The organism is Chryseobacterium sp. StRB126 (assembly GCF_000829375.1).
Lineage (GTDB): Bacteria > Bacteroidota > Bacteroidia > Flavobacteriales > Weeksellaceae > Chryseobacterium.
On the sequence record NZ_AP014624.1, the window covers coordinates 3936342 to 3962013 of the forward strand.

At 36.6% G+C, this 25672-nt stretch carries 18 protein-coding genes and 3 pseudogenes; 4 read left to right on the forward strand and 17 right to left on the reverse strand.

The features are described 5' to 3' along the window. Positions 1-32: 32 nt before the first annotated feature. From CHSO_RS17820 to CHSO_RS17830, 3 genes are all read left to right on the forward strand, one after another. Positions 33-7514 (forward strand): hypothetical protein, encoded by a 7482-nt coding sequence (locus tag CHSO_RS17820; RefSeq protein ID WP_045498951.1) that lies wholly within the window; start codon positions 33-35, stop codon positions 7512-7514. A 349-nt stretch (positions 7515-7863) separates the two neighbouring features. Continuing rightward, complete coding sequence (locus CHSO_RS17825) at positions 7864-8283, forward strand: hypothetical protein (protein ID WP_045498954.1); 420 nt, start codon at positions 7864-7866, stop codon at positions 8281-8283. A gap of 76 nt (positions 8284-8359) precedes the next feature. Beyond that, on the forward strand, positions 8360-8686 hold the full coding sequence (locus CHSO_RS17830) for a hypothetical protein (RefSeq protein ID WP_045498957.1): 327 nt from the start codon (positions 8360-8362) through the stop codon (positions 8684-8686). A gap of 114 nt (positions 8687-8800) precedes the next feature. On the opposite strand, the gene CHSO_RS17835 is transcribed toward CHSO_RS17830, so the two are convergent. Further along, a complete protein-coding gene (locus tag CHSO_RS17835) occupies positions 8801-9286 on the reverse strand; it encodes a hypothetical protein (protein WP_045498960.1) in 486 nt (161 codons plus the stop codon). Between the two features lie 422 nt (positions 9287-9708). Between CHSO_RS17835 and CHSO_RS17840 the strand changes: the two genes are divergently transcribed. Beyond that, positions 9709-11277, forward strand: a complete 1569-nt coding sequence (locus CHSO_RS17840) for a serine hydrolase (protein WP_045498962.1) — start codon at positions 9709-9711, stop codon at positions 11275-11277. A 500-nt stretch (positions 11278-11777) separates the two neighbouring features. Here CHSO_RS17840 and CHSO_RS26325 read toward each other — a convergent pair. The 16 genes and pseudogenes from CHSO_RS26325 to CHSO_RS17910 all read right to left on the reverse strand — a co-directional run. Then, positions 11778-11976, reverse strand: a pseudogene (locus tag CHSO_RS26325) (NAD-dependent dehydratase); the annotation flags it as partial. Between the two features lie 225 nt (positions 11977-12201). After that, positions 12202-12597 carry a YybH family protein gene (locus CHSO_RS17845; RefSeq protein ID WP_045498964.1) on the reverse strand — a complete coding sequence of 132 codons (396 nt, stop codon included), beginning with the start codon at positions 12595-12597 and terminating at the stop codon, positions 12202-12204. A 427-nt stretch (positions 12598-13024) separates the two neighbouring features. Next, positions 13025-13558 (reverse strand): hypothetical protein, encoded by a 534-nt coding sequence (locus CHSO_RS17850; protein ID WP_045498967.1) that lies wholly within the window; start codon positions 13556-13558, stop codon positions 13025-13027. A 120-nt stretch (positions 13559-13678) separates the two neighbouring features. Further along, positions 13679-14713: an RHS repeat-associated core domain-containing protein gene (locus CHSO_RS17855; RefSeq protein ID WP_045498970.1), complete on the reverse strand. Its 1035-nt coding sequence runs from the start codon at positions 14711-14713 to the stop codon at positions 13679-13681. A 135-nt stretch (positions 14714-14848) separates the two neighbouring features. Then, the gene (locus tag CHSO_RS25155) at positions 14849-15259 is read right to left on the reverse strand and encodes a hypothetical protein (protein WP_052480646.1); all 411 of its coding nucleotides are present in this window, start codon (positions 15257-15259) and stop codon (positions 14849-14851) included. After that, complete coding sequence (locus CHSO_RS17865; RefSeq protein WP_144428968.1) at positions 15259-15933, reverse strand: hypothetical protein; 675 nt, start codon at positions 15931-15933, stop codon at positions 15259-15261. Before CHSO_RS17865 ends, CHSO_RS25155 begins: the two co-directional genes overlap by 1 nt. A 366-nt stretch (positions 15934-16299) precedes the next feature. Further along, positions 16300-16710 carry a hypothetical protein gene (locus CHSO_RS17870; protein ID WP_171817665.1) on the reverse strand — a complete coding sequence of 137 codons (411 nt, stop codon included), beginning with the start codon at positions 16708-16710 and terminating at the stop codon, positions 16300-16302. Positions 16711-16907: 197 nt separating this feature from the next. Then, entirely contained in the window at positions 16908-17318 is a 411-nt protein-coding gene (locus tag CHSO_RS25160) for a hypothetical protein (protein WP_052480648.1), read from the reverse strand. A gap of 1 nt (position 17319) precedes the next feature. Beyond that, complete coding sequence (locus CHSO_RS17880) at positions 17320-18072, reverse strand: hypothetical protein (protein ID WP_045498975.1); 753 nt, start codon at positions 18070-18072, stop codon at positions 17320-17322. 9 nt (positions 18073-18081) lie between these two features. Further along, positions 18082-18195 (reverse strand): annotated as a pseudogene (locus CHSO_RS26670) (RHS repeat-associated core domain-containing protein); the annotation flags it as partial. A 27-nt stretch (positions 18196-18222) separates the two neighbouring features. Beyond that, complete coding sequence (locus tag CHSO_RS17885; RefSeq protein WP_045498978.1) at positions 18223-18609, reverse strand: hypothetical protein; 387 nt, start codon at positions 18607-18609, stop codon at positions 18223-18225. Between the two features lie 12 nt (positions 18610-18621). Next, complete coding sequence (locus tag CHSO_RS17890; RefSeq protein ID WP_084221026.1) at positions 18622-19716, reverse strand: RHS repeat domain-containing protein; 1095 nt, start codon at positions 19714-19716, stop codon at positions 18622-18624. Between the two features lie 92 nt (positions 19717-19808). Continuing rightward, complete coding sequence (locus CHSO_RS17895; RefSeq protein WP_045498984.1) at positions 19809-20309, reverse strand: hypothetical protein; 501 nt, start codon at positions 20307-20309, stop codon at positions 19809-19811. A 3-nt stretch (positions 20310-20312) separates the two neighbouring features. Next, positions 20313-21299, reverse strand: a pseudogene (locus tag CHSO_RS17900) (RHS repeat-associated core domain-containing protein); the annotation flags it as partial. A gap of 176 nt (positions 21300-21475) precedes the next feature. Then, positions 21476-21823: a hypothetical protein gene (locus tag CHSO_RS17905; RefSeq protein ID WP_045498992.1), complete on the reverse strand. Its 348-nt coding sequence runs from the start codon at positions 21821-21823 to the stop codon at positions 21476-21478. A gap of 77 nt (positions 21824-21900) precedes the next feature. Further along, entirely contained in the window at positions 21901-25668 is a 3768-nt protein-coding gene (locus tag CHSO_RS17910) for a DUF6443 domain-containing protein (protein ID WP_052480649.1), read from the reverse strand. Between the last annotated feature and the right edge of the window lie 4 nt (positions 25669-25672).

Sequence of the window (25672 nt, forward strand, 5' to 3'; positions counted from 1 at the left end):
TTGTCGGAAATCCGGCTAAAAACTATAAAGTCATGAAAAAACAAACCGTCCTCTTCTTCATATTCCTGATTATGGGTAATATGATGATTCTGGCACAGAACTGCAACATCAATGCAGGAGCCAATGCCGTTATTTGCGGTACCTCAGCCAATCTCTCGGGAAGCCCCGGCGGAAGTACAGCTGGAAACCCATTATGGACCCTCGTATCTAAACCCTCAGGTGCACCGGATCCGGTTATTGTAACACCCTCAGGTTACAATACCAATGTTACAGGAATGACCTATCCTGGAAATTATGTATTCCAGATTGCCCAGACCTGTACAACAGGAACGGCAACCTCACAGGTAACCGTTACGGCTCCGGGAGCAGTCTCTACTTTTACTGCAGGGCCTGACATCACCAACGTTTCTGCCCTTACAGGGACTGCAACCTTAAACGCAGTAATTCCTGCAGGGTATACCGCATCGTGGACTTATTATAACATTTATAATAAAGAATTCTATAATCAGACCACCACTACGAATGCAACCATGTCCAATACGACAACAGCAACCCCTACCTTAACCCTAACAAAGAAAGCTAATCATGATATTGACCCAGCCTATCGTGCGGTATTAAGGATAACCTCTATCAACAATCCAAACTGTTGGTACGAAGATGATGCTATTGTCAGATTCATTCCTAATCCTCAAATAAGTCTTCCTGCAACTCATAACAGATGTTATCCTTCAACAGATACCAACCGGTATATCAATTTGAGCGGAACTTCTCCAGTGTTTGCAAGCAATACGGCAAACTCATCGGGAAATCCTGCATTTGGGACCACCGTGACCATTAATGTCATCAGCCAGCCGGCTGGAGGTAATATTTCATTTTATCAGATAAGGAATGATTCAATGTACTTCAATGGTGTAAATGTTACAGGAAGCTATGTATTCACCATCACTGTCACCAATGCCAATGGAACATACACTACTCCTCAGATTACCTATAATTACAATGGAACAGATCCTAAATTAGTAAGTTTTATTGATGCTTCCCATCCTGAACAAATGCAATCTTACTATGCAAGTGGTAGCGGTGGCGCTGTATACTGCAATATGGCAGGAAAAACAACCCCCATTACCATCTATTTCAAGATTGACCCCTCAGATCCAGCAACAATTACCTCCACAGTAAGCAATTCAGGAATTGTTCCTCCTGGAGGAAATCCCGCCTTGGTTTTGAACGGAGCTGGAACGATGAACAGGAATGTAGTAGCAACACCTCCTGCCGGAGGATGGCGAGTGGGAACCTACATCGTTAATCTATCAATCAAAAGTGGTGCCTGCGGTAATAGTCAGGATTATTATATTCATATTTCCGATGGCAGCCGTCCAAATGTGACGGTTCCTAATAGTACAATATGTTACACTGGTTCCGGTATTGTGACCGCTACAGTTCCTTTACCTACAGTATATCAAGGAGTAGTTAACACCAGTTATCTTCAGGGGTTTCCCGGCAAATATGACTTTACCCTAGTCTCTAAGCCAGCCGGAGCAGCCAATCCTGTTTATGAAGCCAGTAATCTCAGAACATTTACCAGTACCTCTACCACGATAAGTAATCTGGATAAGCAGGGAGAATATGTCTTCAAAATAAAAGCTGTTCCTAATGCAGGAGGTGTGGATTCCGGATTCATAAATCAAGAATATGCCTGCTCTGGGACTTCTCCGGAAGGTACATTTTCCATATTCGTATCCCCACAGGTCAATGCCAATGCAGGATCCAATCAAACCTTAGGAATAGGGGCAACACAAGCTTCCCTCAACGGAAACAATCCGGGAGTATCATCAACAGGTTCATGGACATTGGTTTCAAAGCCAGCCGGAGCCTCAGATCCTATGATAGTTAATCCATCCTTATATAACACTAATGTTACAGGACTTAACACCTCCGGAACCTATACTTTCAGATGGACTGTTACCACCGGTACTTGCAGCAGCTTCAGTGATCTGACGGTGAATGTTACCGCTCCATCTCCTGGTGGTGTTGCAGCAGCGGTTTGGTACAAAGCAGATGCCATTACCTCATCGGATAATACGCCGCTGAACCAATGGACTGACCAAATGGGAACAGGATACAATCTTGTACAGGCTACCACTACCCTACAGCCTACCTTTTCGAATCAGAATACCCTTGCGAATTTCAATCCAACGGTAACCTTCAATTCAACAGCACATGGAACAGGACAAGGAGGCTTTATGGCTGCAGATCCGGGAAGTGGAAATGAAATCATAGACCGTACTAAAGGAAGTATTTATATTTCTGGTAAAATGAACACCTTAGGTGCTGCAGGATTAGCAGGTTTTGATCAGACTATGGATTATCCTGGTCTGCATATCTCCAATAATGCCACTACAGACAAATTATTGTTCTATACAGCAGGAAGCGGCTATACCACATTATCTACCAATATATTTGCTGATAAAAAACCTTTTGTAGCTGGATCTTCATGGTTGAATGCCGCAGGATCTACCGCTTCAAATCCTTTAGCTAAAGTATGGTTAGATGGGAATGAATCTGTTTATAACAATACGCTTAATAACGTAAATACAGGAAATACAGCCCGTGCTTTTAGAATCGGACGTGATACTAACTGGGGTAGCCATGATGGGCAGATGAATGAAGCCATTGTATTTGCCACTCCTCTTACAGCAGCAGAAAAAGCTCGTGTAGATTCTTATCTGGCCGTTAAATGGGGAACAACACTATTGAGTGATTATGTAAATTCCACAAACAATATTGTATGGACTACTTCTCCAACCTATCAAAACAATATCTTCGGTATTGCCAGAGACAATCTTTCAGCTTTATATCAGAAACAGTCACGAAGTGAAAATTCCAATCAAAAGCTAATCATAGGGGTTGGAAATTCATTAGCCAATACCAATGCAGCTAATACAAACAGCTTGACAGAAGGACAATTCCTGATCGCTGGAGATAATGGGCTGAAGCAAGAACTGAAAACATTGTTACCTTATACAGCGGGGACCAATGGAGAAGTGAATTCCCGTTTTGAATCCATCTGGAAAGTTCAAAATACTGGAAATGTAGGAACTGTAACAATTGCGTGGCCTAAAGGGGTAAAAAACATGTATCTGGTTCAGTCTTCTGATGCTACCATTGATGCTACTGACAACTTTACATCAATGGCAACGGAGGTTACCGTAAACGGAGTTGTATACAACACAGCTACTGTAACCTTGGCAAATGGACAATATTTTACCTTCGCAGGGTATGCTTATGCGCCAGGGGGAGTATTCTCTGCTGCTTGGTACCGTGCAGATGCTGCTTCAAATCTATTCTCAGATGCAGGTACTACTGTAGCCGTGGATAATTCAACTGTTCAGCAGTGGAATGAATTCAACAACAAACCTTTCTCTCTTCTACAGTCAACAGCAGGTTATCGTCCGAAGTTTTCCAATGCCGCAACATTAGCCAACTTCAACCCAACTGTAATCTATGATGGAACCCAAAAGTGGTTACAATATGCTCCAGCAGATGCACAAGGTTATATGTTGAACAGAATCAAAGGAGCTTTATTTTCTGCTGGAAATACAACCAGCGCAACATCTTCTTTATTTGGTTTTGGAACAGCCGGATCCGGTAATGCAATGGACGATCCAGGTTTGTACAGTTTTACAGGAAATAAATTTTTATTCTATCCTGTAATAGGTGAATATACTCCTCAAAGTACTTATACAATCAATGGTTCTTACATCGGTGGGGGTACTTGGGAAAATGGTGCAGGAACAAGTGGAAATAATGCTGTTAATATCACATTAAACGGTTTTCATCAGACTTATAATACCAATATTTCGAATGTAAATACTGCTGTCACTCGTAATGCCCTAATGGTTGGAAAAGCGGATGCAGGGGCACAATTAGTTGGACAACAAAATGAAATGATCGTTTTTGCTGATAAACTAACCGATGAAGAAGTAAATAGAGTAGAATCTTATCTTGCTATTAAATATGGACAAACGCTGAACAAAGAACAAAATAGAAATTATTTGAGTTCTACAGGTACAGTAGTTTGGGATGGATTAGCAAGCAACTATTACAACAATGTCCTTGGTATTGCAAGGGATAATACTTCTGCTCTGCACCAAAAGCAATCACAAAGTGTGAATGATGGCCAAAAGCTAATCATTGGTGCTGGAAATTCATTGGCAGAGACCAACGCTGCCAACACCAACTCCCTAACAGACGGACAATTCCTTATCACAGGAGACAATGGTCTTCAACAAATCCTGAACACGCCATTAGTATACACAGCAGGAATGAATGGAGAAACCAATCATCGCTTTGAAGCGATCTGGAAGGTTCAGAATACCAATGCTGTAGGAACTGTGACAGTGGCATGGCCTAAAGGGGTTAAAAACCTGTATCTGGTACAGTCTTCCAGTTCTGTTTTTGATGCAACGTCTACTTTCACCCCAATGACCACGGAAACAACCGTAAATGGTGTAGTATACAACACAGCCAATGTAACATTAGCTAATGGGCAATATTTTACCTTTGCAGGATATTTATACGCTCCTGGAGGGGTTTCCGGAACAGATTTCTGGATCAGATCTGATGATGCAGGAAATATTGCAACCGCATGGAAAGATAATTCCATCAACGCTAATGATATTCCTGCTGTAGGAACATGGGCTCTTTCTTCAGCTGACAAAGCTCATAACTTCCATCCGTATACTACAGGATACAGCGCTTCGAAATTATTCTATAATAATGCTTCAGTAATGAACCCTACCAATGGAGAGCTGCCTAATATTTCTCATTCCATTTTCTCCGCAGTAAGACCTACTACGGCAGGAACCGGACGTATTACAGGAATTGATGATGATGCAACCTATGCTTCTGAACCTGCAACCTCAATTGCCAATGGAAAGCCAAGACATTATGAATATTATAATCTTATCACCTCTACAGATTTCTCTACAGATTTCAATATAGGTGCATCCAATGTGTTCTCGACAATAGCAAATAATTCTGTTGCTAACGGAGGAACATCTACTTTCTCGGGTGGAGAAAAAAGATTAGGATTGAATGGTGCTTATGAAACAACTACCTTCAACAACACCAATAAATTCCAGATTTATGGTCGTAACCTAAGGGTAGGGCAAGCCGGATGGGATGCTGCCGGTGCTTTCCCTGGTGACATCATGGAAGTTATTTGGTATAAACGTACCTTAACAACCAATGAACAGTCAAGAATCAATACTTACCTTGCTGTAAAGAACGGGGTTACCCTAAGTGAAAATTATCTTTCCACAGACAGCAATGTGATTTGGGACAGAACCAACAATACCGGATACAATAACAATATCTTCGGTATTGCAAAAGATGAGGTCACTGTATTGAACCAAAAACAGTCAGCAAGTGTCAACAGTGGTCAGAAGCTTGTGATCTCTACAACAGGACTTGCCGAGAGTAATGCAGCCAACAATACTGAGTTACCAAGCAACCAGCAGTTCTTAATGGTTGGAGACAATAATCTGAAACAAGGACTGAAAATGCCTTTAGCTTATACGAGCGGAACTAACGGTGAAACGAATTTCCGTTTTGAAGCAATTTGGAAAGCCCAGAATACAAAAAATGTTGGACAAGTAACAGTTGCCTGGCCAAAAGGAGTTAAAAACCTGTACCTGGTACAATCTCCGGATGAGATGTTTGATACAACAGATAGCTTTACCCCAATGGCAACGGAAGTTACCATCAATGGAGTGATCTACAACACAGCCAATGTAACCTTAAGTAATGGACAGTTCTTTACTTTTGCAGGTTTCGGACGTGCTCCAGGAGGGGTTGTGAATAATCTTTCCTATTGGTATCGAGCTGATAAAGATGCCGTTAACACAGGAGATGGAACAGATATTACAGCATGGACGGATCAGTTCTCAGGAACTACTTCAGCACAGCTGGGAACCAATGCCCTTCCAAAATTCAAGGTGGGTGCTGCCAATTATTTCAACTTCAACCCAGGGGTTAACTTTACGGCAGGAACACAAACTCTTGGAAATATCAATGTAAGAACATTCTCTGAGGATTCTTATGATGTATTTACATTTACCAAAGAAGGAATGACCAGTGGTGGTGCTCATCCGAGTATCTTCAGATCTCTTGTGGATAATGCATTGCTTACCGGAGATCTACGCAGATGGGATGGTTTGGGTATCGTAATGGATAACAGAATAGAGCGATTTTCCAATATAGGAGGTAATACTGACTATTATGGAACTCCTGCTGGAGCATTCTCCACCACTATTCCGAGCATTATGTATCATACGTTTACAGCACTTACTACAACTAAGGCTCTTAACGGAGGTGCAAATTTTGCTACAACCAACCACACCGGAACGGGGGTAAGAAATCTGAATGGAGGGCACTTATTCGGTGATTCCCAATTTGGAGGTAATGGTAGTGATAACCTTGGATTCATAGGTAATTTAGGAGAAACTATTATCTACGGCTCAGGGAATCTTACTACTGCTGAACGAAGAAGAGTGGATTCTTATCTTGCCATCAAATATGGTATTACGCTGGGGCAGGTAAATACAGACCACTATCTGAATACAGATGGAAATACAGTATGGAACGGAGCCACTAATACTACATTCAACAATAATATCTTTGGAGTTACCAGAGATGATATTGAAGCCTTTGAACAGAAAGTTTCAAAAAGTGTCAATGCAGGGACAATTCTTACTGTTGCCACAATCAGTGATTTTGCATCTCCGAACCAACTTTCCACACGAACAGGATTTGTAAATGACAAAACCTACTTCCTGATGGGAGATAACAATGTTACAGCAACACCGCTTGTAAACACTACGATTGCCGGAAATATAATGAACAGAATCCAGAGAACATGGTTGTCTCAACGTTCAAATACTCCGGGAGCTTTATACTTTGAGGCTGATCTCTCAGCTTATGGAGCAACTTTCTCCTCAGGAAATAATATTCAGATGATTGTAGCAGATGATGCTGCTTTTACCACGAACGTAAAAACAATTGCAGGAATATTTACAGGCGGAAGATGGGTATTCATGAATGATTTTAATGCAGATAATGCTTTAAGATACATCACGTTTGCAGAAGGAAAAACCTATTGTTATAAACCTGGGGCTATTGCTACAGCCGGTAATCCTGAATTGCCTACAAAAGTGGGAATTACTTCTCTTGGAAGAGCCGGAGCTGGAAGTGCAGACAACTGGCCAATGGTAAGAAAAGGAGGATGGTTAGCAATGGAAGCGAAAACCAAAGGATTTGTACCAAACAGGGTTAAGTTCAATGCATCTAATCAACCTGTTGCTGCTGATGGGGTAACTCCTGTCATTACAGCTCCTGTGGAAGGTATGATGGTATATGATACCACCAACAAATGTATGAAGGTATACACTCTTAAAGAAGGTGACTCATCCATGACTTGGCATTGTATATCCACACAGACATGCCCTGATTAAAAATCAAGTTAGTTTATTAATTGATAGATTCTTAGCTCCGAAAAGTATGATACGGAACGGAGCTAAGTCTATCAATTTAAAAACAATGGATTACAACATTCTATGGGATGAATTAAATAATTAAACACTATAAGCAATACTATGACACAACATACGCGGCTATACATAACCTAGCCCTGTGTCTACTTACAACACTTAAGCACTGACAACTAGATAATGATAAAAAATGGTAGTAAATACCATGTCAACAATATTTTAATTGGAAGGCATTTACAGCATCAATATCATTCAGACATTGATTTACAGCACCGTGATGCCCTTCTCTCCCTTTTTAAAAGAAATAAGGCTTATGAATTCAAATTTCAGAAATATTCACATTGGAAAACTCATACATCTGCGGGTTAAAGAAAATAAGATTGATTTACACCGTATCTGTAATTTCATTAAATGTACAGAGAATGAAGTCTCCGAAATGTATATACAGGAAAGCCTATCCACCGATGTCCTATTGAGATGGAGCAAGCTGCTTGAATATGATTTTTTCAGACTCTATTCCCAACATCTGATACTCTACGCTCCACCCTCTGCCCCAATCCGGGAATCTGATGTCTCAAAGCTTCCCCGTTTCAGGAAAAATATCTATACGCGGGAAATGATAGACTTCATTCTGGAACTGATAGAGAAACAAGAAAAGACTAAACGACAAATTACAGATGAGTATGGAATTCCTTACACTACTTTATGCAAATGGATTGCAAAAAATAAATAACGGCATCGAGTCAGAAATGAGAAGTTAGCAATGTTCAGCATTGGATAGCTTCATCTAGAATTTTAAAATTTATATAATGAAAAAACAGAGTCAACCTAATTATCAAAGAATCTATTCGGACATCATTGAACAGAAATTTCCTTATAAGAAAGCAGAATGTGAAAAGTTACTGGGAAAAAAAATACTTTCTGCCCTGGATATTATGGAACTGAACAACAGAATTTTTGGCACTAAAGATCAAGATTTCAAAAAGATGAATCAGCAACTCCGTTCTTACAATGAATCGGATATTCTATCCATCCTTAATTACCAAAAAAATCATAAAATGAATAATCTGCAAGTAGCTGAACATTTTGGATTGAGTAGAAATACCATGACCAAATGGCGAAGAATGTTTCAATAACAGATGAATCATTAATTATTTCATTAAAAACATAATGAAAACTAACAAAGGAGCTCTTTTAGGGCTCTTTTGTTTTTATAAAGTGAATATAAACGGCCATTCCCCCCAAATTAATTATTTATATTGTGCACCATACTGTTCCACATCATCAAGAATTTTTTTCCATTCGGGATCATCATGGGCATTCATTTTGGAGATATCACCAGCACCTGTGGTTACGATAATCTTGGTATCAATCCCGTCTACAGGCTGTACACTATGCCCTTCCTTTGCCGCTCCAAACATTTTCAGATCAATTTTATCAACCAGATTTTTCCAGTCTTCAGGCTTTACTTTTCTGTTATATGCCATATTATCGGCTTCATTGGCAGCTACGGTACGATGGTAATGCATAGAATCTTTATCTATGACTGTACTGGAAGAGAACTCCAGTTCTCCGCCTGCAGAAACTACTTTCACGGATAGTATTGTCTCAGTATGCCCAACCATATTCCGCGGTGAAGTTCTTTTATTTTCTTTACAGCCTATAAGAGTGAATACGGATAGGATCATCAGCATCTTCACTACCCATATTATATTTGATTTCACAGCATCCTTCATGTGGTCTTTATTTTAAGTCTTGCCCATCAATATATCATAGGATGAGACTATTCTTTAAAAATATCATTAAAAATACAGAACGACAAATCAATGATGTAGTCAATTTCCCACAAGACGTTAGAGAAAGTTACACCTAAAAAATTGAGCATTAAAAAAGTGTTCAATTCCATAGTAATATAACCTGAGTTCGGGATAAGACATTTCTGTTTTCAGTAAGTAATTTACGGTATCAAAACAAAAGACCATAGATACCTCTGAAATATTTAAGCAGGACACTCTGTCATCACATTTTTTTTCTATTTTAAATTGATTTCATATTTTGAAGTTATACTATTAATCGGTAGATTTGGTCCTGCTAATATCCACCTACCTCAAATCGTGAGGTTTAGTGGTTAATAAAACCATGATATAAATAATCAATTATGACAAAATTAAGATTGTCTTTACTCATCATTACCATTACTACATTATTTACAAGCAGTCATTTATCTGGCCAAATAACCTCTAAAGAGGTAGATATTCTTGTTAACAATGCAATAGAGAAATTCCATGTTGCAGGAGCTGCTGTAGCCATTGTAAAAGACGGAAAAGTAATTCACAAAAAGGGATATGGTGTAAAATCAATAGATACAAAATCGCCTATTGATGAACATACAAATTTTGAAATTGCTTCCAACAGCAAAGCATTTACAACAGCTGCTTTATCAATTTTAGTAGATGAAGGAAAAATTTCCTGGGATGATCATGTTAAAAAATATATCCCTGAATTTAAAATGTATAATGATTATGTAACAGAAAACTTTACCATAGAAGATTTATTGTGTCACCGTAGTGGGCTTGGTTTGGGAGCTGGTGATTTGATGATGTTTCCGGATGGTACAGATTTTACTATTAAAGATGTAATAAAGTCTTTCCAATATTTCACACCTGTTTCCGCTTTCCGAACCCAATTCAATTATGATAATCAATTGTATTTGGTAGCAGGTGAAGTCATAGCAAGAGTAAGTGGAATGAATTGGGAAACTTTTGTCCAAAAACGTATTATGGAGCCCTTACAGATGCAAAACACATTCAGTTCCATAAGCCATGTAAAAGATATTAGTTTAATGGCTTCTCCACATTCATCAGAATCAGGCAGTATCAAAAAGATATCTTTATATGGGGCAATGGTGAATGGTGCTGCGGGAGGGATCGTTTCCAATGTTGATGACATGTCCAAATGGATGCTTGTTCAGCTAAACAAGGGTAAGTATGGATCTGCCTTAGAGCAACAGCTTTTTACTAAAGAAAGGCAAAATGAAATGTGGACAATCCGTACTGTAGATCAAATTAATCCTAACCCAAGATATAACCAACATTTTAATGGGTATGGTTTAGGCTGGAATTTATCCGATATAAAAGGAAATCTAAGTGTTTCCCATACCGGTGGTTTACCGGGAATGCTTTCCATCGTTACCATGATTCCTGATTTAAATTTGGGAATTGTAATTCTTACCAATACTGAAAATGGTGGTTCAGGTGTTTTTTCTTCTGTGAGCCAAACCATTATTGACAGCTATTTAGGGCTTAACGATATGGGTTGGGTAGATAAGTATGCAGCTTATTTTAAGTCTCAAAAAGAATCTGGAGATGAGGTAACCAAAAAGGTTTGGGAAACGGTAAGCAAGGCAAAAAACACGACGATAAAAAATGAGGATCTAATTGGATTGTATGAGGATAAATGGTTTGGGAAAATTGAAATTTTCTTAAAAGGAAATCAATTATGGTTTAAATCTTATCGTTCACCAAAATTAAACGGACCCATGAGTTTTTATAAAGCAAATACATTTGCCATTAAATGGGATTATAAAGATATGAATTGTGATGCCCTTGCTATGTTTAACTTAGATGAAGAAGGAAAAGCACAAAGCATAAAAATGAAAGGAATTTCTCCCAATATTGATTTTAGCTTCGATTTTCAGGATTTGAATTTACAAAGGGTAAAGAAATAGCAATAAATGAAATGAAGTAAGTTAACCGAAGCATAAAATACATCCGTGTACCAAGCTCTGAGTCTTTAACACACTTATTGTAAAACATTGATTATAAACATTCTTATAGTCCCCATCTATAATTTCATGGACATCAATAGTACTCCCTATGATTTCGTATGTCAAAGAATACAAGCTTTGTTCTGTTGATCTTTCAGGCATCAATTACATTTTGAAGGATCAATAGAAATTGCTTTTCCCACAGAACCGAACTCATAGGAAGTCCTAATGTAAAATAACCTGAGTTCGGGATAAGACATTTCTGTTTTTAGTAAGGAAGGAAGCCTGGAACTGAGAGAGGGAAGTGAGTTGAGGTTAAAAAACACTTTCAACCCTGTAATGTATTATTCCTTTAAAGACTGCTTCATCAAATTTTACGACAACGTCAGAAATGGTAGCTCCAATAGTAACTTCCAACTTCCAGCCTATTATCCTTAATTTTATGATCCCGAACTCGGGTTAAAATAAGCTATTTCACTGCCCTTTACTGCTTCAATCGCCTTTTCACGAATAGATAAATCGGCCGAAAAGATCTCATCTGTATCGTTTACTTTTTTTTGCATTTCTGCTGACAATACGAACGTCTGATGTAAAATTTCTTATTAATTCTCTTGCCAGCTCTTCAACAATATGTCTATTAGCGCCTAACATTGTCTGCATCTTGTTTTAATTTCTGATTACTACTCTATTCTTTTTGTTTTGGTAGGACAATGGTCAGAAAAGCATAAAAGATCTGAATATCCCAATCAAGGAAAGTTGTAACAGAATTTCTGTTTGGAAAATCAAATTACGATCTGTGGATTCAGAAATGCTATTATAGAGATAGTAAGAAAGTTTAGTAAAATCCATAATCCCTGCAGGGTTCTATATCCTGCAATTAAAAAACTAATGATTCAGTATTGCTGAGCCAAAAGGGTTATCTACAATCCATAGCCAATTGTCAGCTTCATCCTTTTTCATAATGCAGGAAGTATGGCCTGTCATTTTTATAGGCTGGCCATCGGGAGTAATTCCAGTCATTACCCACCGGTCAAGCCACATTGCTAAATTACCAACTACTGTCACATGCGGAATTTCTCCCTGTATATTCAACTTTAATCTGCATATACTTTCCATAGCCACCTGTATCTGTTCAAGGCTTCTTAACTCTTTCCCATCCCGGTCAATATAAACTGCTTCAGGGTGAAAACAACTCAATGCACCTTCAACATCACCATTTTTTATACAATAGCGAAAATAAGCAACGGCTCCAGCCTGTGTTTTTCTGTTAAAATCATTCATTTATAATAAATTATACATTTTCTCAAAAGTATATTTAATATTTGAATAAGCATACACCTATTTATTAAACTGACAATAAATAAATCCTTTACCTTTTTCACAAAGGAAACTCAAACTTTTGAAAAACAAAGTCTCATAAAAAATAGCACCCGTTTTCCTGTAATTCCTGGCCTAAGAATTTATACTTGTAGTTAGTCTCTAATTCAGTTAAGAAAGAACTACTGTTATATCCTTCATGCTTTAACCCAAAAGGATAATAGTTACTTTCTATCTGAATCATTATTCCGCCTCCGTCAGCTTTGCTGTAACTGAACCTTATATTTCCCAGAAAGCCTCTATAGTTACAGTCTAAGATTATTTATCGATGGTATAAGCCATTACAAAAATGTAATGGCTTATTGACTTATTAGATTACAAATCTGTATTTCTATTTTTTATCTTCACCATATATTTTTTTAAGATTTTCTATTTGTTTGGCTTTCTGAAGGAAATCTTCTCTTCTCTCTTTTGCTACAATTTCGGGGGCAAATGGACCCGTTTGATTTCTTTTTGCACGTTGAAATAATAAATAATAAGAAAATATTGTATTACAAATTATTAATATAATAATACTCCAAACAATCATTCCATTTTTTTTATTCTTTTCTTTAGGTAATAGATCAAACTCTTTATTATATTCTTTCCATACATCAGTGTGAATAAAAGAAAAATAATTCAATAGAAATATTATAACTAATGGAATTATAACTATTGGACTGGAAATATCTATATTAAGACTTACATTACTTATTAATGAATAATAGCTAAAAATGGAAACTAAAACCCATATTTCTAAAGCTCCTATTGCGAGAACAGCTTTAAAGTCCGACAAAAATTCTCCACCAACTTTTTCAGAGGTATAAATTATTGATCTATATAATTTATAGAAAACATAGTAGTAGGCTCTTTTTATTTTTATCATAATATAGTATTACTATTTAGGTTCATGGGCCCCCATTATATTCATTCTGTAAGGTCCAGCATTATTAAATCCTTGATCTAATCCACTTTGAAAATCATTAGCTCCATTAAAGAATCCTGGCTATCCTTGTCCTTGTGGACCATCATAATAATTGTCAACTCCAAAATAAATTGTCCCAACAGATGCACCAATTGGTCCTCCCCAATTGCCCACCACTCCAAACACTGTATTTAATGTTGCTTTTCCAGGATGTACGGAATTTGAAGAGTTAGGATTATCCATATAATTTAAGGTACCAATACCATCAAATATCACTCCTAAATAAAATGATCCTGCACCTACCCCTTTACCTATTTTTCCAAATGTAGAAATAGGTCTAGTAGCATTATTTATTGCTGCTTTTCCAAATAAGCTCAAGTTTCTTCCGGTTAGCTGATAATTTCTGGATATTCCTCTTCTAATACCTTGTGAATACATATTTCTGGAGTGCATAGATCCTGCAAAACCACTCAAAAGACCTGCTGTACCAAAAAACCAGTTTCCTTTACCCACAAGACCATACCAACTTTCAGATGGTGCCTGTGTTGGTACACTTGGTGTTGAAGTATTCTGCAATCTAGGCGCAGAAATCCCTCCTCCATTACATACTAAACAATTAGAAGGCATTATAGATAGCGTATTGGAAGCCACTGCTTTTACAGAAGCATTCAATATCACTTCCCCAACATCAATAGGGCTTGTTGCTGTTCCTATAGCCTGTGGATTACCAGTACCTGAGCTACCTGGTATAGGATCACCTTCTAATCCTGTAGGATCTGTAAAGAAGACAGGGTTTTGGTAAGCATATCCATAAGGGTCTAATGTCTTCCCGCTTAAAGGATCGTGCTGCCCAAATATACCCAGATCCGGCATATAGAAACGGGCATTCATATCATAAAACCCTGTTTCCTGTAATTCCTGACCCAGGAATTTATATTGATAAGCATTCTGGCTTGTAGCCGTATAATCATGCAGCAATCCAAAAGGATAATAATTATTGACTTCCACAATTTCCCCAGGTTTCCAAATATCTATACAATTAGGAATATCCCATGGATCTGAGGAAACATCATCACATTGTCTCTGAAAATATTGTCTTGGCTGGATAAACCCCATCTTTATTGCTATCCGTATAGCTTAGTCTCACATTACCCAAATGATCTGTATAATGGTAAATCTAATGATTATCTAAAGTAAGATAAAAACCATTACAAAATTGCAATGGCTTTTATTTTATCCAAAGAGTTTTCATTATTTCCCTTTTGCCCATTCCGGAAGCTCCTTCCAACCTTCTGCTGGAGCCGATTTAATACTGTCTGGTATAGGAATATTGGGATAAATTGTAGAAAAAGAATGATCTTCCAATGAAAACTGAACCAAATATCTTGCTGGAATTTTAACTTCAGGATCTAATGCATAAATATTGGTAGCTTCATAATTTTTGCCCTTTACATTATAATTGTATTCTATTCTTTTATAAGATATCACTGGCCAATACATTTTGGTTGCATAAGCTATTGTATACTGACCATCTTTTATAGGAGATTGTTTATAAAATATATATCCAAACAAAGGTGATACTAATATAAAAATAATTAAATAATTCCATTTTGATTGTCTTATAAAAATATAATAATGTAACTTTTTAAATAATTTTTCCATTATGGTACGTTATTTTGAAGAGTTGCTCTTGTATAATCCGGTGTATTCATTAAAACATTAGCAACTGCGGTTCCTGCTGTTTGTCCTAAACTTGCTGTTGTACTCATATATGATCCTACAACTATACTTTTAAATACAGAAGAAGACGTGATTCCTTGTACCGCAGCACCACCTACAGCACTTAGTCCTGCCTGAGTTACATAAGTCCTCTCAGACACTCCTCCTGTAAATACGGACTTACTATCAGCAGCATTTATATTAACAGCAGTTGAAACGACTGCATTTCCAATATAGTTCATTCCCAAACCAGCTAAAACTGATTGTGTTAAATTAACATTTTTCATTGCCTTCTCGAAGTTACCCCCATTAGTTGAAAAATTAGCTGAAGCTTGTACTGAAGCATCAGTAAGTGACTTTGCAGCAAACGAGCTTAATGTTACTTCTCCTGAAAAAGCAAATCCACCAATTCCACCAGTAGCTAAGAGTACAGGAATACCAATAAATAATCCTTTTTCTACACTTTCTAATTGTTTACACTCTCTGCAGTTATTAATTGCTTCATTTAATCTATTCTTTGATTCCTGGTAACTGCTTAAACTATGAATCCCCATATAAGAAAGAGAATTGTCCATTTGTTTAGCTTTAGAAACACCTGTTAGTATCACCTCCCCCACATCAATAGGACTTGTTGCAGTTCCTATAGCCTGTGGATTACCAGTACCTGAGCTACCTGGTATAGGATCACCTTCTAATCCTGTAGGATCTGAAAAGAAGACAGGGTTTTGGTAAGCATATCCATATGGGGCTAATGTCTTCCCGCTTAAAGGATCGTGCTGCCCAAAGATATCCAGTTCAAGTATATAAAATCTGGCTCCTAAGTCATTATTCCACCTCCGTCAGCTTTGCTGTAACTAAATCTTACATTTTCCAGAAAGTTCTTGTACTGGTAAATCTAATGATTATTTAAAGTAAGATAAATGAGGCTGTCTCAAAAGGACAACCTCATTTATTTTATTTACTAAAGTTTTTACTTACTTTCATTATTTTCCTTTTGCCCATTCCGGAAGCTCTTTCCAGCCTTCACGCGGAGCTGTTCTAATACTGTCTGGTATAGGAATATTGGGATAAATTGTAGAAAAAGATTGGTCTTCCAATGAAAATTGAACCAAATATCTTGCTGGAATTTTAACTTCAGGATCTAATGCGTAAATATTGGTAGCTTCATAATTTTTGCCATTTACATTATACTTGTATTCTATTCTTTTATAAGATATTACAGGCCAATACATTTTGGTTGCATAGGCTATTGTATACCGACCTTCTTTTATAGGAGATTGTTTATAATATACATACCACAATAGTGGTGACACTAATAAGAAATAAAATAAATAGCTCCACTTGGATCTCTTATCAGTCAAATAATATCGTAACGTCTTTTTTTGTTTTTCCATTATGGTACATTATTTTGAAGAGTTGCTCTTGTATAATCTGGTGTATTCATTAAAACATTAGCAACTGCGGTTCCTGCTGTTTGGCCTAAACTTTAAATGATACGTAATTAGTCTAATAATTATGTCTTGAATCAATTAATTGATTGAGAGCAAATCATAAGTTTAAGTAAACAACGCCTAAATTTTTACAATTTACACTACTTCTCCTTTGCCCATTTAGGTAATTCTTTCCATCCATGTGCTGGAGCTTTTTTTATACTGTCTGGCACGGATATATTTTGAAAAATTGTAGAAAAAGAATTGTCTTCTAGGGAAACTTGAACCAGATAGAATTTTCCAACTTCTGGTTTGTACCTACTATCAAATATATCAGTACTTGTGTATTCTTTATTATTAATGGTATAAGAAAACATTATTGTTTTATTAGAAATTACCGGCCAGTATATTTTATATACCTGACCAATAGTATAATTACCCTTATCTACTGGAGATTGCTTATAATATATATAGAAAAATAAAGGAGATAATATTAATACTAAAAGCAAATAATTCCATTTTGATTGTCTTTTAAAAATATAATAATGTAGTCTTTTTTTTAATTTATTCATATTATGGCATATTATTTTGAATAGTAGCTCTGGTATAGTCAGGAACATTCATTAATGTATTTGCTACTGTTGCTCCTGCTGTTTGTCCTAAACTTGTTGTAGTTTGCATGTATGTTCCTATAACTGTACTTTTAAATAGTTGTGAGCTATTAATCTTACTTACAGCAGCTCCCCCAAATGCACTCATCCCTGCTTGAGTTACATATTCTTGGGTACTTACTGTTCCATTCAAAACAAATCTTTGGCTACTTATAGAAACATTAACTCCAGTAGAAATTACAGCATTACCAATATAGTTCAATCCTAATCCTGCTAATGTTGTTTGTGTTAAATTTACCCTTTTTATTGCATTTGAAATATCACCACCATTCGTTGAAAAATTTGCTGTGAACTGTACACCAGCATCGGTTAATGCCCTTGTACTTATAGCCCCAACAGTCATCTCTCCAGAAAATACAAAACCTCCAGCTCCTCCAGTAGCTAAAAGCAATGGAATACCAATAAATAACCCTTTTTCTACACTTTCTAATTCTTTACATTCTCTACAGTTATTAATTGCTTCATTTAATCTATTCTTTGATGCCTGGTAACTGCTTAAGCTATGAATTCCCATATAAGAAAGAGAGTTGTCAATTTGTTTAGCTTTAGAAACCCCAGTTAGCATCACTTCCCCCACATCAATAGGACTTGTTGCTGTTCCTATAGCCTGTGGATTACCAGTACCTGAGCTACCTGGTATTGGATCACCTTCCAAACCTGTGGGATCTGCAAAGAAAATAGGGTTTTGGTAAGCATACCCATAAGGGTCTAATGTCTTGCCGCTTAAAGGATCGTGCTGCCCAAAGATTCCCAGTTCTGGTACATAGAACCTGGCTCCTAGATCATAAACTTTTCTTTATATTATTTATGTTACATTATAAAAATAAAAATCTTGTGCAGAAAAAATATCAATATTATCCATATAATCAAAATATGTATTATATAAATTTTCATCTATTGATAAATATTTATGATAAATAGAATCAACATTTATGAATTGTATATAATCATATTTTTCTAGTTCCTTTTTTAATTGTAACAAATATTTATTCTCGATAAAAAACAAAGGATAATTTAAAAATATAAAACCAATTATTTCATTTTCGACTTGAATCATTGCAATTTTTTCCTCATTAATTTCATAGTTCACAATATATCTTATTGATAAAATTTCAATCATTTCATAAAAGTCACCATGTTTCCAATTTACATTTAAATTTATTGCTTTCTTTACTAAATTTGTTATATCCATAAAGTTTAATTATTATTTAGGAGTGCCTGGCGCTCCATGTATTATGTTTTTAGAATTTCTATAAACATTTATAAAATTTGTTGGCTGTCCATTACTTAATGTTCCAATATTAGAATTTAAAACAGGAACTTTAGCTTTAGTACCTGCATTGTATATCCAAAGATTATTTTTTTCCGCATATTGAGCTGCCTTTAATACAGCTTCGTCTGCATTTATAGTGGGATAAAAAATGCTTTTACCTCCGATTCCTAAATTCATTTTGTGCTTTAACATACCTTCTTTAGAAACTGTAAATACTCCATCAGTTAAATTTCCATGTTTATTTATTGTAAATGCAGATTTTTCGGCTATTAACTCAGCTTTTAAAATTGAAGACTCAGCTTTTACAATTCCAACTTCTGCTTTAGCAACACTTGGTGATCTTGTTATCAATGCTGCCAATAAAGTTACACCCATAGCAGCATATCTATTTTCAGGCTTTATATTATTTGCAATTGCGATACCTATCACATCCCACATACTATCCATCATCTGAGCAGAACCATTATGTAAAATAGGTTGTTGAATCCTACGCAGCGCTTCTGCCTCTGATGGAAGTACTGGCGGCGTTAGCCCTGATGAAGCTCCGTTTCCACTGTAGCAAAGTGTACAGTTATTAGGTAAGATTGATCCAGGGTTATTAGCCATTACCTTAATTGGAGCATTCAATACAATTTCACCCACATCAATAGGACTAGCTGCTGTTCCTATAGCCTGTGGATTACCAGTACCTGAGCTGCCTGGTACTGGATCACCTTCCAAACCGGTGGGATCTGAAAAGAAAATAGGGTTTTGGTAAGCATACCCGTAAGGGTCTAATGTCTTGCTGCTTAAAGGATCGTGCTGCCCAAAGATTCCCAATTCAGGTACATAGAACCTGGCTCCTAGATCATAGAATCCGTTTTCCTGTAATTCCTGGCCTAAGAATTTATAATTATAATTAGTCTCTAAAAGAGAACCGCTATTGTAATCTTCATGTTTAAATCCGAAAGGATAGTAATTGCTTTCTCCCAGAAGCGCAATTCCTCCTCCATCAGTTTTACTATAATTGAGTCTTACATTTCCCAGAAAGCCTTTATAATTGCAGCCTAAAGATTATTTATCGATGGTATAAGCCATTACAAAAATGTAATGGCTTATTAGGTTACAAATCTGTATTTCTATTTTTTATTATCCTCCCCATATATTTTCTTCAAATTTTCAATTTGCTGGGCTTTCTGTAAAGAATCTTCTCTTCTTTCTTTTGTAACAACTTCCGGAGCATAGGGGCCAATTTGATTTTTTCTTGCACGCTGGTCCATAAAATATACTGAATATATCAAGTTGAAAATTATACCTCCAATACCTATCCAAACAATTAATCTATATTTATTATTTTTCGTTTCTGGAAGTTTATCAAATTCTTGTATATAATTCTTATAGTTGTTATTATGCTTAAAAATGAAATAGTTAAATAAGATTATAACAATTACAGAGACTATATAAGCGCCTTTTCCAAGATCAATATCAAAATAATATATTAATGAAAAAAAAGTAATTATCCCTAAAAAATCAATTGATACATCAGCAACAAAATTGTAGGAGAAAAGTGTGGGAGATTTTTCCGCATTTTTATATAGCGTATAATATATATAATTATATATCGTTTTTATTTTTTTCATTATTTAAAATTTTATAGCAGAATTACTAAAAAATGGATGTCCTGTCGTCTGTTGTTCATATTTTTCAATTTTGTCAGCGGTTTCAGATGCACCAACCCATCCTCCTGGGTAATAATTATCAACACCAAAATAAACAGTACTGATGATGGCACCAGGTATTCCTCCTTTTAGTCCCACATATCCCATAATAGTATTAAAACCTGCCTTACCAGGATGAACAGCATTGGGAGAAGTTGGATCTTGATAATAAGTTTTTACGCCCCAAGCGTCCATTCCAACTCCAAGTCCAAAACTAGCCTTACCTGCAAGATTACCAATTTTACTCAATCCCATAGTTCTAGTATATTGATTTTTAATAAAAACATTTCCATTAGCATTAGGACGATATAACTTAAGAGAAGATCCATAAGTCGTGACTCTTACTTGACCAGATAAATTTTCTACACTTGCTGCTGCTGTTGCAATTCCCCAGTTTGCACGTCCTCCAAAGCCATACCATTCAATAGTGTTATCTGGTCTGTAAGGATAAAAATCCTTATAAGACCTCCTGATCTCCGGTATATTGGGTGTTGAAGTATCCTGCAATCTTGGCGCAGAAACCCCTCCTCCATTACATACTAACCAGTTAGAAGGCATTATAGATAGCGTATTGGAAGCCACTGCTTTTACAGAAGCATTCAATATCACTTCCCCAACATCAATAGGGCTTGTTGCTGTTCCTATAGCCTGTGGATTACCAGTACCTGAGCTACCTGGTATAGGATCACCTTCTAATCCTGTAGGATCTGTAAAGAAGACAGGGTTTTGGTAAGCATATCCATATGGGTCTAATGTCTTGCCGCTTAAAGGATCGTGCTGCCCAAAGATACCCAGATCCGGCATATAGAAACGGGCATTCATATCATAAAACCCTGTTTCCTGTAATTCCTGCCACAGGAATTTATATTGATATGCATTCTGGCTTGTAGCCGTAAAATCATGCAGCAATCCAAAAGGATAATAATTATTAGCATTTACAACTTCAAGAACATATTCTTTTTCTAACTAAACTTTTTAAAAATTAAGGTATTGAAATCAATACCTTAATTAAATATTCTCAATTTTGAAAATATAAAAGTATAAGCTTTTGTTTCAAGAATGTAGTAACTCTAAGAAATCACTTTCTTTTAAAATAATGAATTTCCTTCTTCAATTTCTCCTTCTAAATATCCAATAATTCTTTCCCAACTTTTACTCAGATAAAACATTCCATAGTACTTTTCACCTGAAATACTTACAAATCTTAGATAATCATCTGAACAATTTTCAAGGTTTGAAATCAATTTTTCTATTTGCTGAACTAATTTATCATTACTATTTCTTTTAGCATTCAAAGCTCTAATCTTATATATACCTATAAGGTTTTCTCTTATAAAATTATTACTGTTGCTTATTTTGATCTTATAATGCTCAATATTATTAAGAAATTTTCTTTCTTGCTTTATTAAATCAAAAGCATCTTCAATTGTTAACATATTATTATAGACAAATATTAATAAAAAATACAAAATTTCATTGTAATTGTTTGAATTATTTTCACATATAAAAATAATTATTGTCCTGCCCGAGGTAAAACATACTCTACTTTTGCACCATATGTAACTCCAGGAACAAGCCACTCTGCTTCTCCTAAAGTAAAAGGATTTGGGCTGGCTTCACTAAGGTGAAAATTCTTCGACATTATAATTCCTGGTATTGCCTTTCCAAAAGCGACACCTGTAGCAAAATTTCTGGCCACTTCCTTAGAAGAGCTCCAACTTGTCCAAATACTATAATTATCTCCGCCAGCATGCGCTTCCATATCTCTATGTGGCCCCCATGTAGTAGCAACCTGTCTAAACCCATTAGGTATAGCAATTCCTTGAATTGCTTCAAAATACATAGTCCCTTTAGCCGCTGAAGATACTCCACGATATAAAGTAATTGTTGGTTCTTTCTTTGGTGTATCTCCTTTAAGAATTAAAGGTAGGGACCATAAACCAGCTCTTAAACCACCTGCTAATTCTGCTAATATACTTCTAACTGCAGTTCCAGTCCCTGTCGAAACACCTGCAGAGGGTATAGGCAATACTATTCCAGCCATTGCTGCATCATTACACTCTCTACAAGCCTTTTCTAGGTTTGGAGGTCCTGGAATATTAAGTTGTTGTCTAAGATTTTGCCCCTGACCTATCATGCAGTATGAGCAGGTTGCCAAATTATTATTAGATACAGCTCTAATTGAAGGATTAAGAACAATTTCTCCTACATCAATAGGGCTTATTGCTGTTCCTATAGCCTGTGGATTACCAGTACCTGAGCTACCTGGCACTGGATCACCTTCCAAGCCGGTGGGATCTGAAAAGAAGATAGGGTTTTGATAAGCATATCCATATGGGTCTAATGTCTTCCCGCTTAAAGGATCGTGCTGCCCAAATATACCCAGATCCGGCATATAGAAACGGGCATTCATATCATAAAACCCTGTTTCCTGTAATTCCTGACCCAGGAATTTATATTGATAAGCATTCTGGCTTGTAGCCGTATAATCATGCAGCAATCCAAAAGGATAATAATTATTGACTTCCACAATTTCCCCAGGTTTCCAAATATCTATACAATTAGGAATATCCCATGGATCTGAGGAAACATCGTCACATTGTCTCTGAAAATATTGTCTTGGCTGGATAAATCCATCTTTATTGGTATCCGTATAGCTTAGTCTCACATTCCCCAAATGATCTGTATAATTATAGATGTATAATTTATTAAGTACATCATAATATCCCTCAGACGTAGGAATAATTCTTAGCTTGAGTACAGCTACTTCGGAAGGATCAGGTTCAACAACAAGTCCCCCTCCTGATAAATTCTCTTCTGAAGGTCTTGTTGACTTATATTGAAATCCATCCAGATAATCTGTTTCTAAATCTCCAAAGAGCTTCTTTATTTTTACACCATCCGCTCTGTAGGTATAATCTGTCACCTTAGCATTCTGAACAATCTGCTTAGGTAAATTTAAATAATTATATTGAATTGATGAAATCCCTTTATCAGGATGACTGGTCATATTTCCATTTCCAGATATATTTCCATTATCATAAACTATATTGCCAGGATTTGCTGTGTAAGGATAACCTGAATAATTCATTTGCTGATCTGTCACACGGATCAGTTTGTTACCTATATAATCATACTTTAGATCATCAATAGCCAATGCTGTATTGCTTCCCATCAGCATACCTGCAGATCTTTTAAGCCTTGTAATATTCCCATTCAGGTCATATTCTAATTTTTCAAAATATTCTTTAGAAAATTCATTTCCTGCTTTTTGATAAAACCCGGCAGAAAGCCTGTTGAGCGAGTCATATACATAACCATAGGTTTTAAGAGGCTCATTGCTTTCTGTAAGCGTTTTCCAGGATACTTCAGCAATATTTCCATTGTACTTAGGTTTTACTTTTTGATCTGAATAATCATTATTTGGAACTTGCTGCCCTTCTACTTTATTATAATTGATCTTATAACCAAACAGATCATTTCCTAAGTTTGACGGATCATTAATCATGGTCATCCAGCCTCTGATATTGTATTTATAGTCAATTTGCTGAAGTGAAGAGCCTAAAGAAGTTCCACCCACTTTTTTAGATTCCAGCTGGGAAAGTTCATTGTACTTATTCTGGGTAAGGATTTCTATTGGGTTAGCATCCACCTGATGCTTATGTACAAGCAGCCTGTTTTGGTTATCATAGTCAAAGGTTTCTGTAATGATCTTTTCTACATCACTGGCAATCCTCTTATGGTATGTTTTAACCTGCTTGGCTAAACCTGTAAAATCAAGTTCTGTTTCTGTCTTGGTATACCCACCCAAATGATTGATGGAATGAGTTCCAATGGGTCTTCCCTGTGTATCATACCAGAAATAATCTTTAGTCCAGCCGGAATCTTCTATATTCCTTACATAGCTGGCTGTAGGAAGCCCGTTACTACTTCTGCTTGTGGTTACTCCATTAACCGTCATAGTTGTTGGAGATGGGACAAGAGTGTTCTGTCCTAAGATATTATCTGGCCTTGTAGGAACATTAATACCCGGTGGATAAGAATCATAATAATTAACAGAAAGGATAGTCATACTTCCTGTAGGAAAGGCACTTTTTGTATAATAAATATTTTCCCCGTTCTGTACAATAGGGCTCCTGTCTGATCTGCTTTCAATATTCTGGGATGTCATACTGTTCAGGGCATTCTGCATGACCTGTCTTGTCGCCGTATTGGCAAAGAATCCCGTATATACCACCCTGTTAAACAGATCGTATTTGGTAAACATCCAGCCTTTACCTCCAAAATTATTGGTGGTTGTTCTCAGGTTAGCGTCTTGGATCAATACCAATCTGTCCTGCTGGTCGTACACCATATATTCCCAGCCTTTCCCTGGAAATTTCTTCTCTACCAGCCTGTCCTGATTGTCATAGCGGTACTGATAGCATAAATTATCCAGCACTTCCGCAGGTATTGTATTTCCTCCTGCTGTTTCAATTGCTTTAACGGCTAAGGGCGGAATGACAAAAGCCTGCTGCCCGTACTCATTGTAAGCATAATAGGTATCTACATTCTGGGTTCCATCATTTTTCCTTACCAGAATAACCTGCCCTTTACCGTTTGTAAATTTGGTTACCTTATTACCGTCTTCATCAGATACCGTATTTTTATACAGTGTTCCGGCTTTGTAAAACCCTCCTGAGGCATAATCTGTATTTTCTGCAGAAAGGCTTAACACCGGACTCCCTACCGCTACCCCTGAAACAGTAGCCCATGAGGTATTAACTACAAATTTTCTGACTTCTGAACTGAGGTTGGATTCATAGTTATATTGTATGGTCTTTCCCGATCCTATCTTCCATGGATCTCCAGGAGCTGCCTGTTCCTGTAATCTTTGAAGGGGTGATTTTTCTAGCTCCTTTTCCGAATAGTAATTAGACGCAGCACCATAGACTGAAACAGCTCCCGTCATATCCGGAGAGGTAAAAAATCCTCCATTCTGGGTGGTCTGCTGTGGCAATGGAAGCATATCTTTAACCTGTCTTCCCCATGCATCATATTCTACAGGGACTACAATATCTTTTCCTGAAGGGGTAGCTTTAATAGAGATATTCTGTTTGGATCTTCCCAGGCCATCCAGATAGTTAACCCGCTGTACCTGCTTTGCAGTACTGCTGGAAAAAACTACAGGCTCTAAATATGTCCTGCTGTATACATAATTTTCTGTCTGTGTAAGATCCTGACCTTGCAGTGATAGCGACCCTAACAGAAAAAGTGTTTTTAAGAGCAAATATTTTTTCATGGTT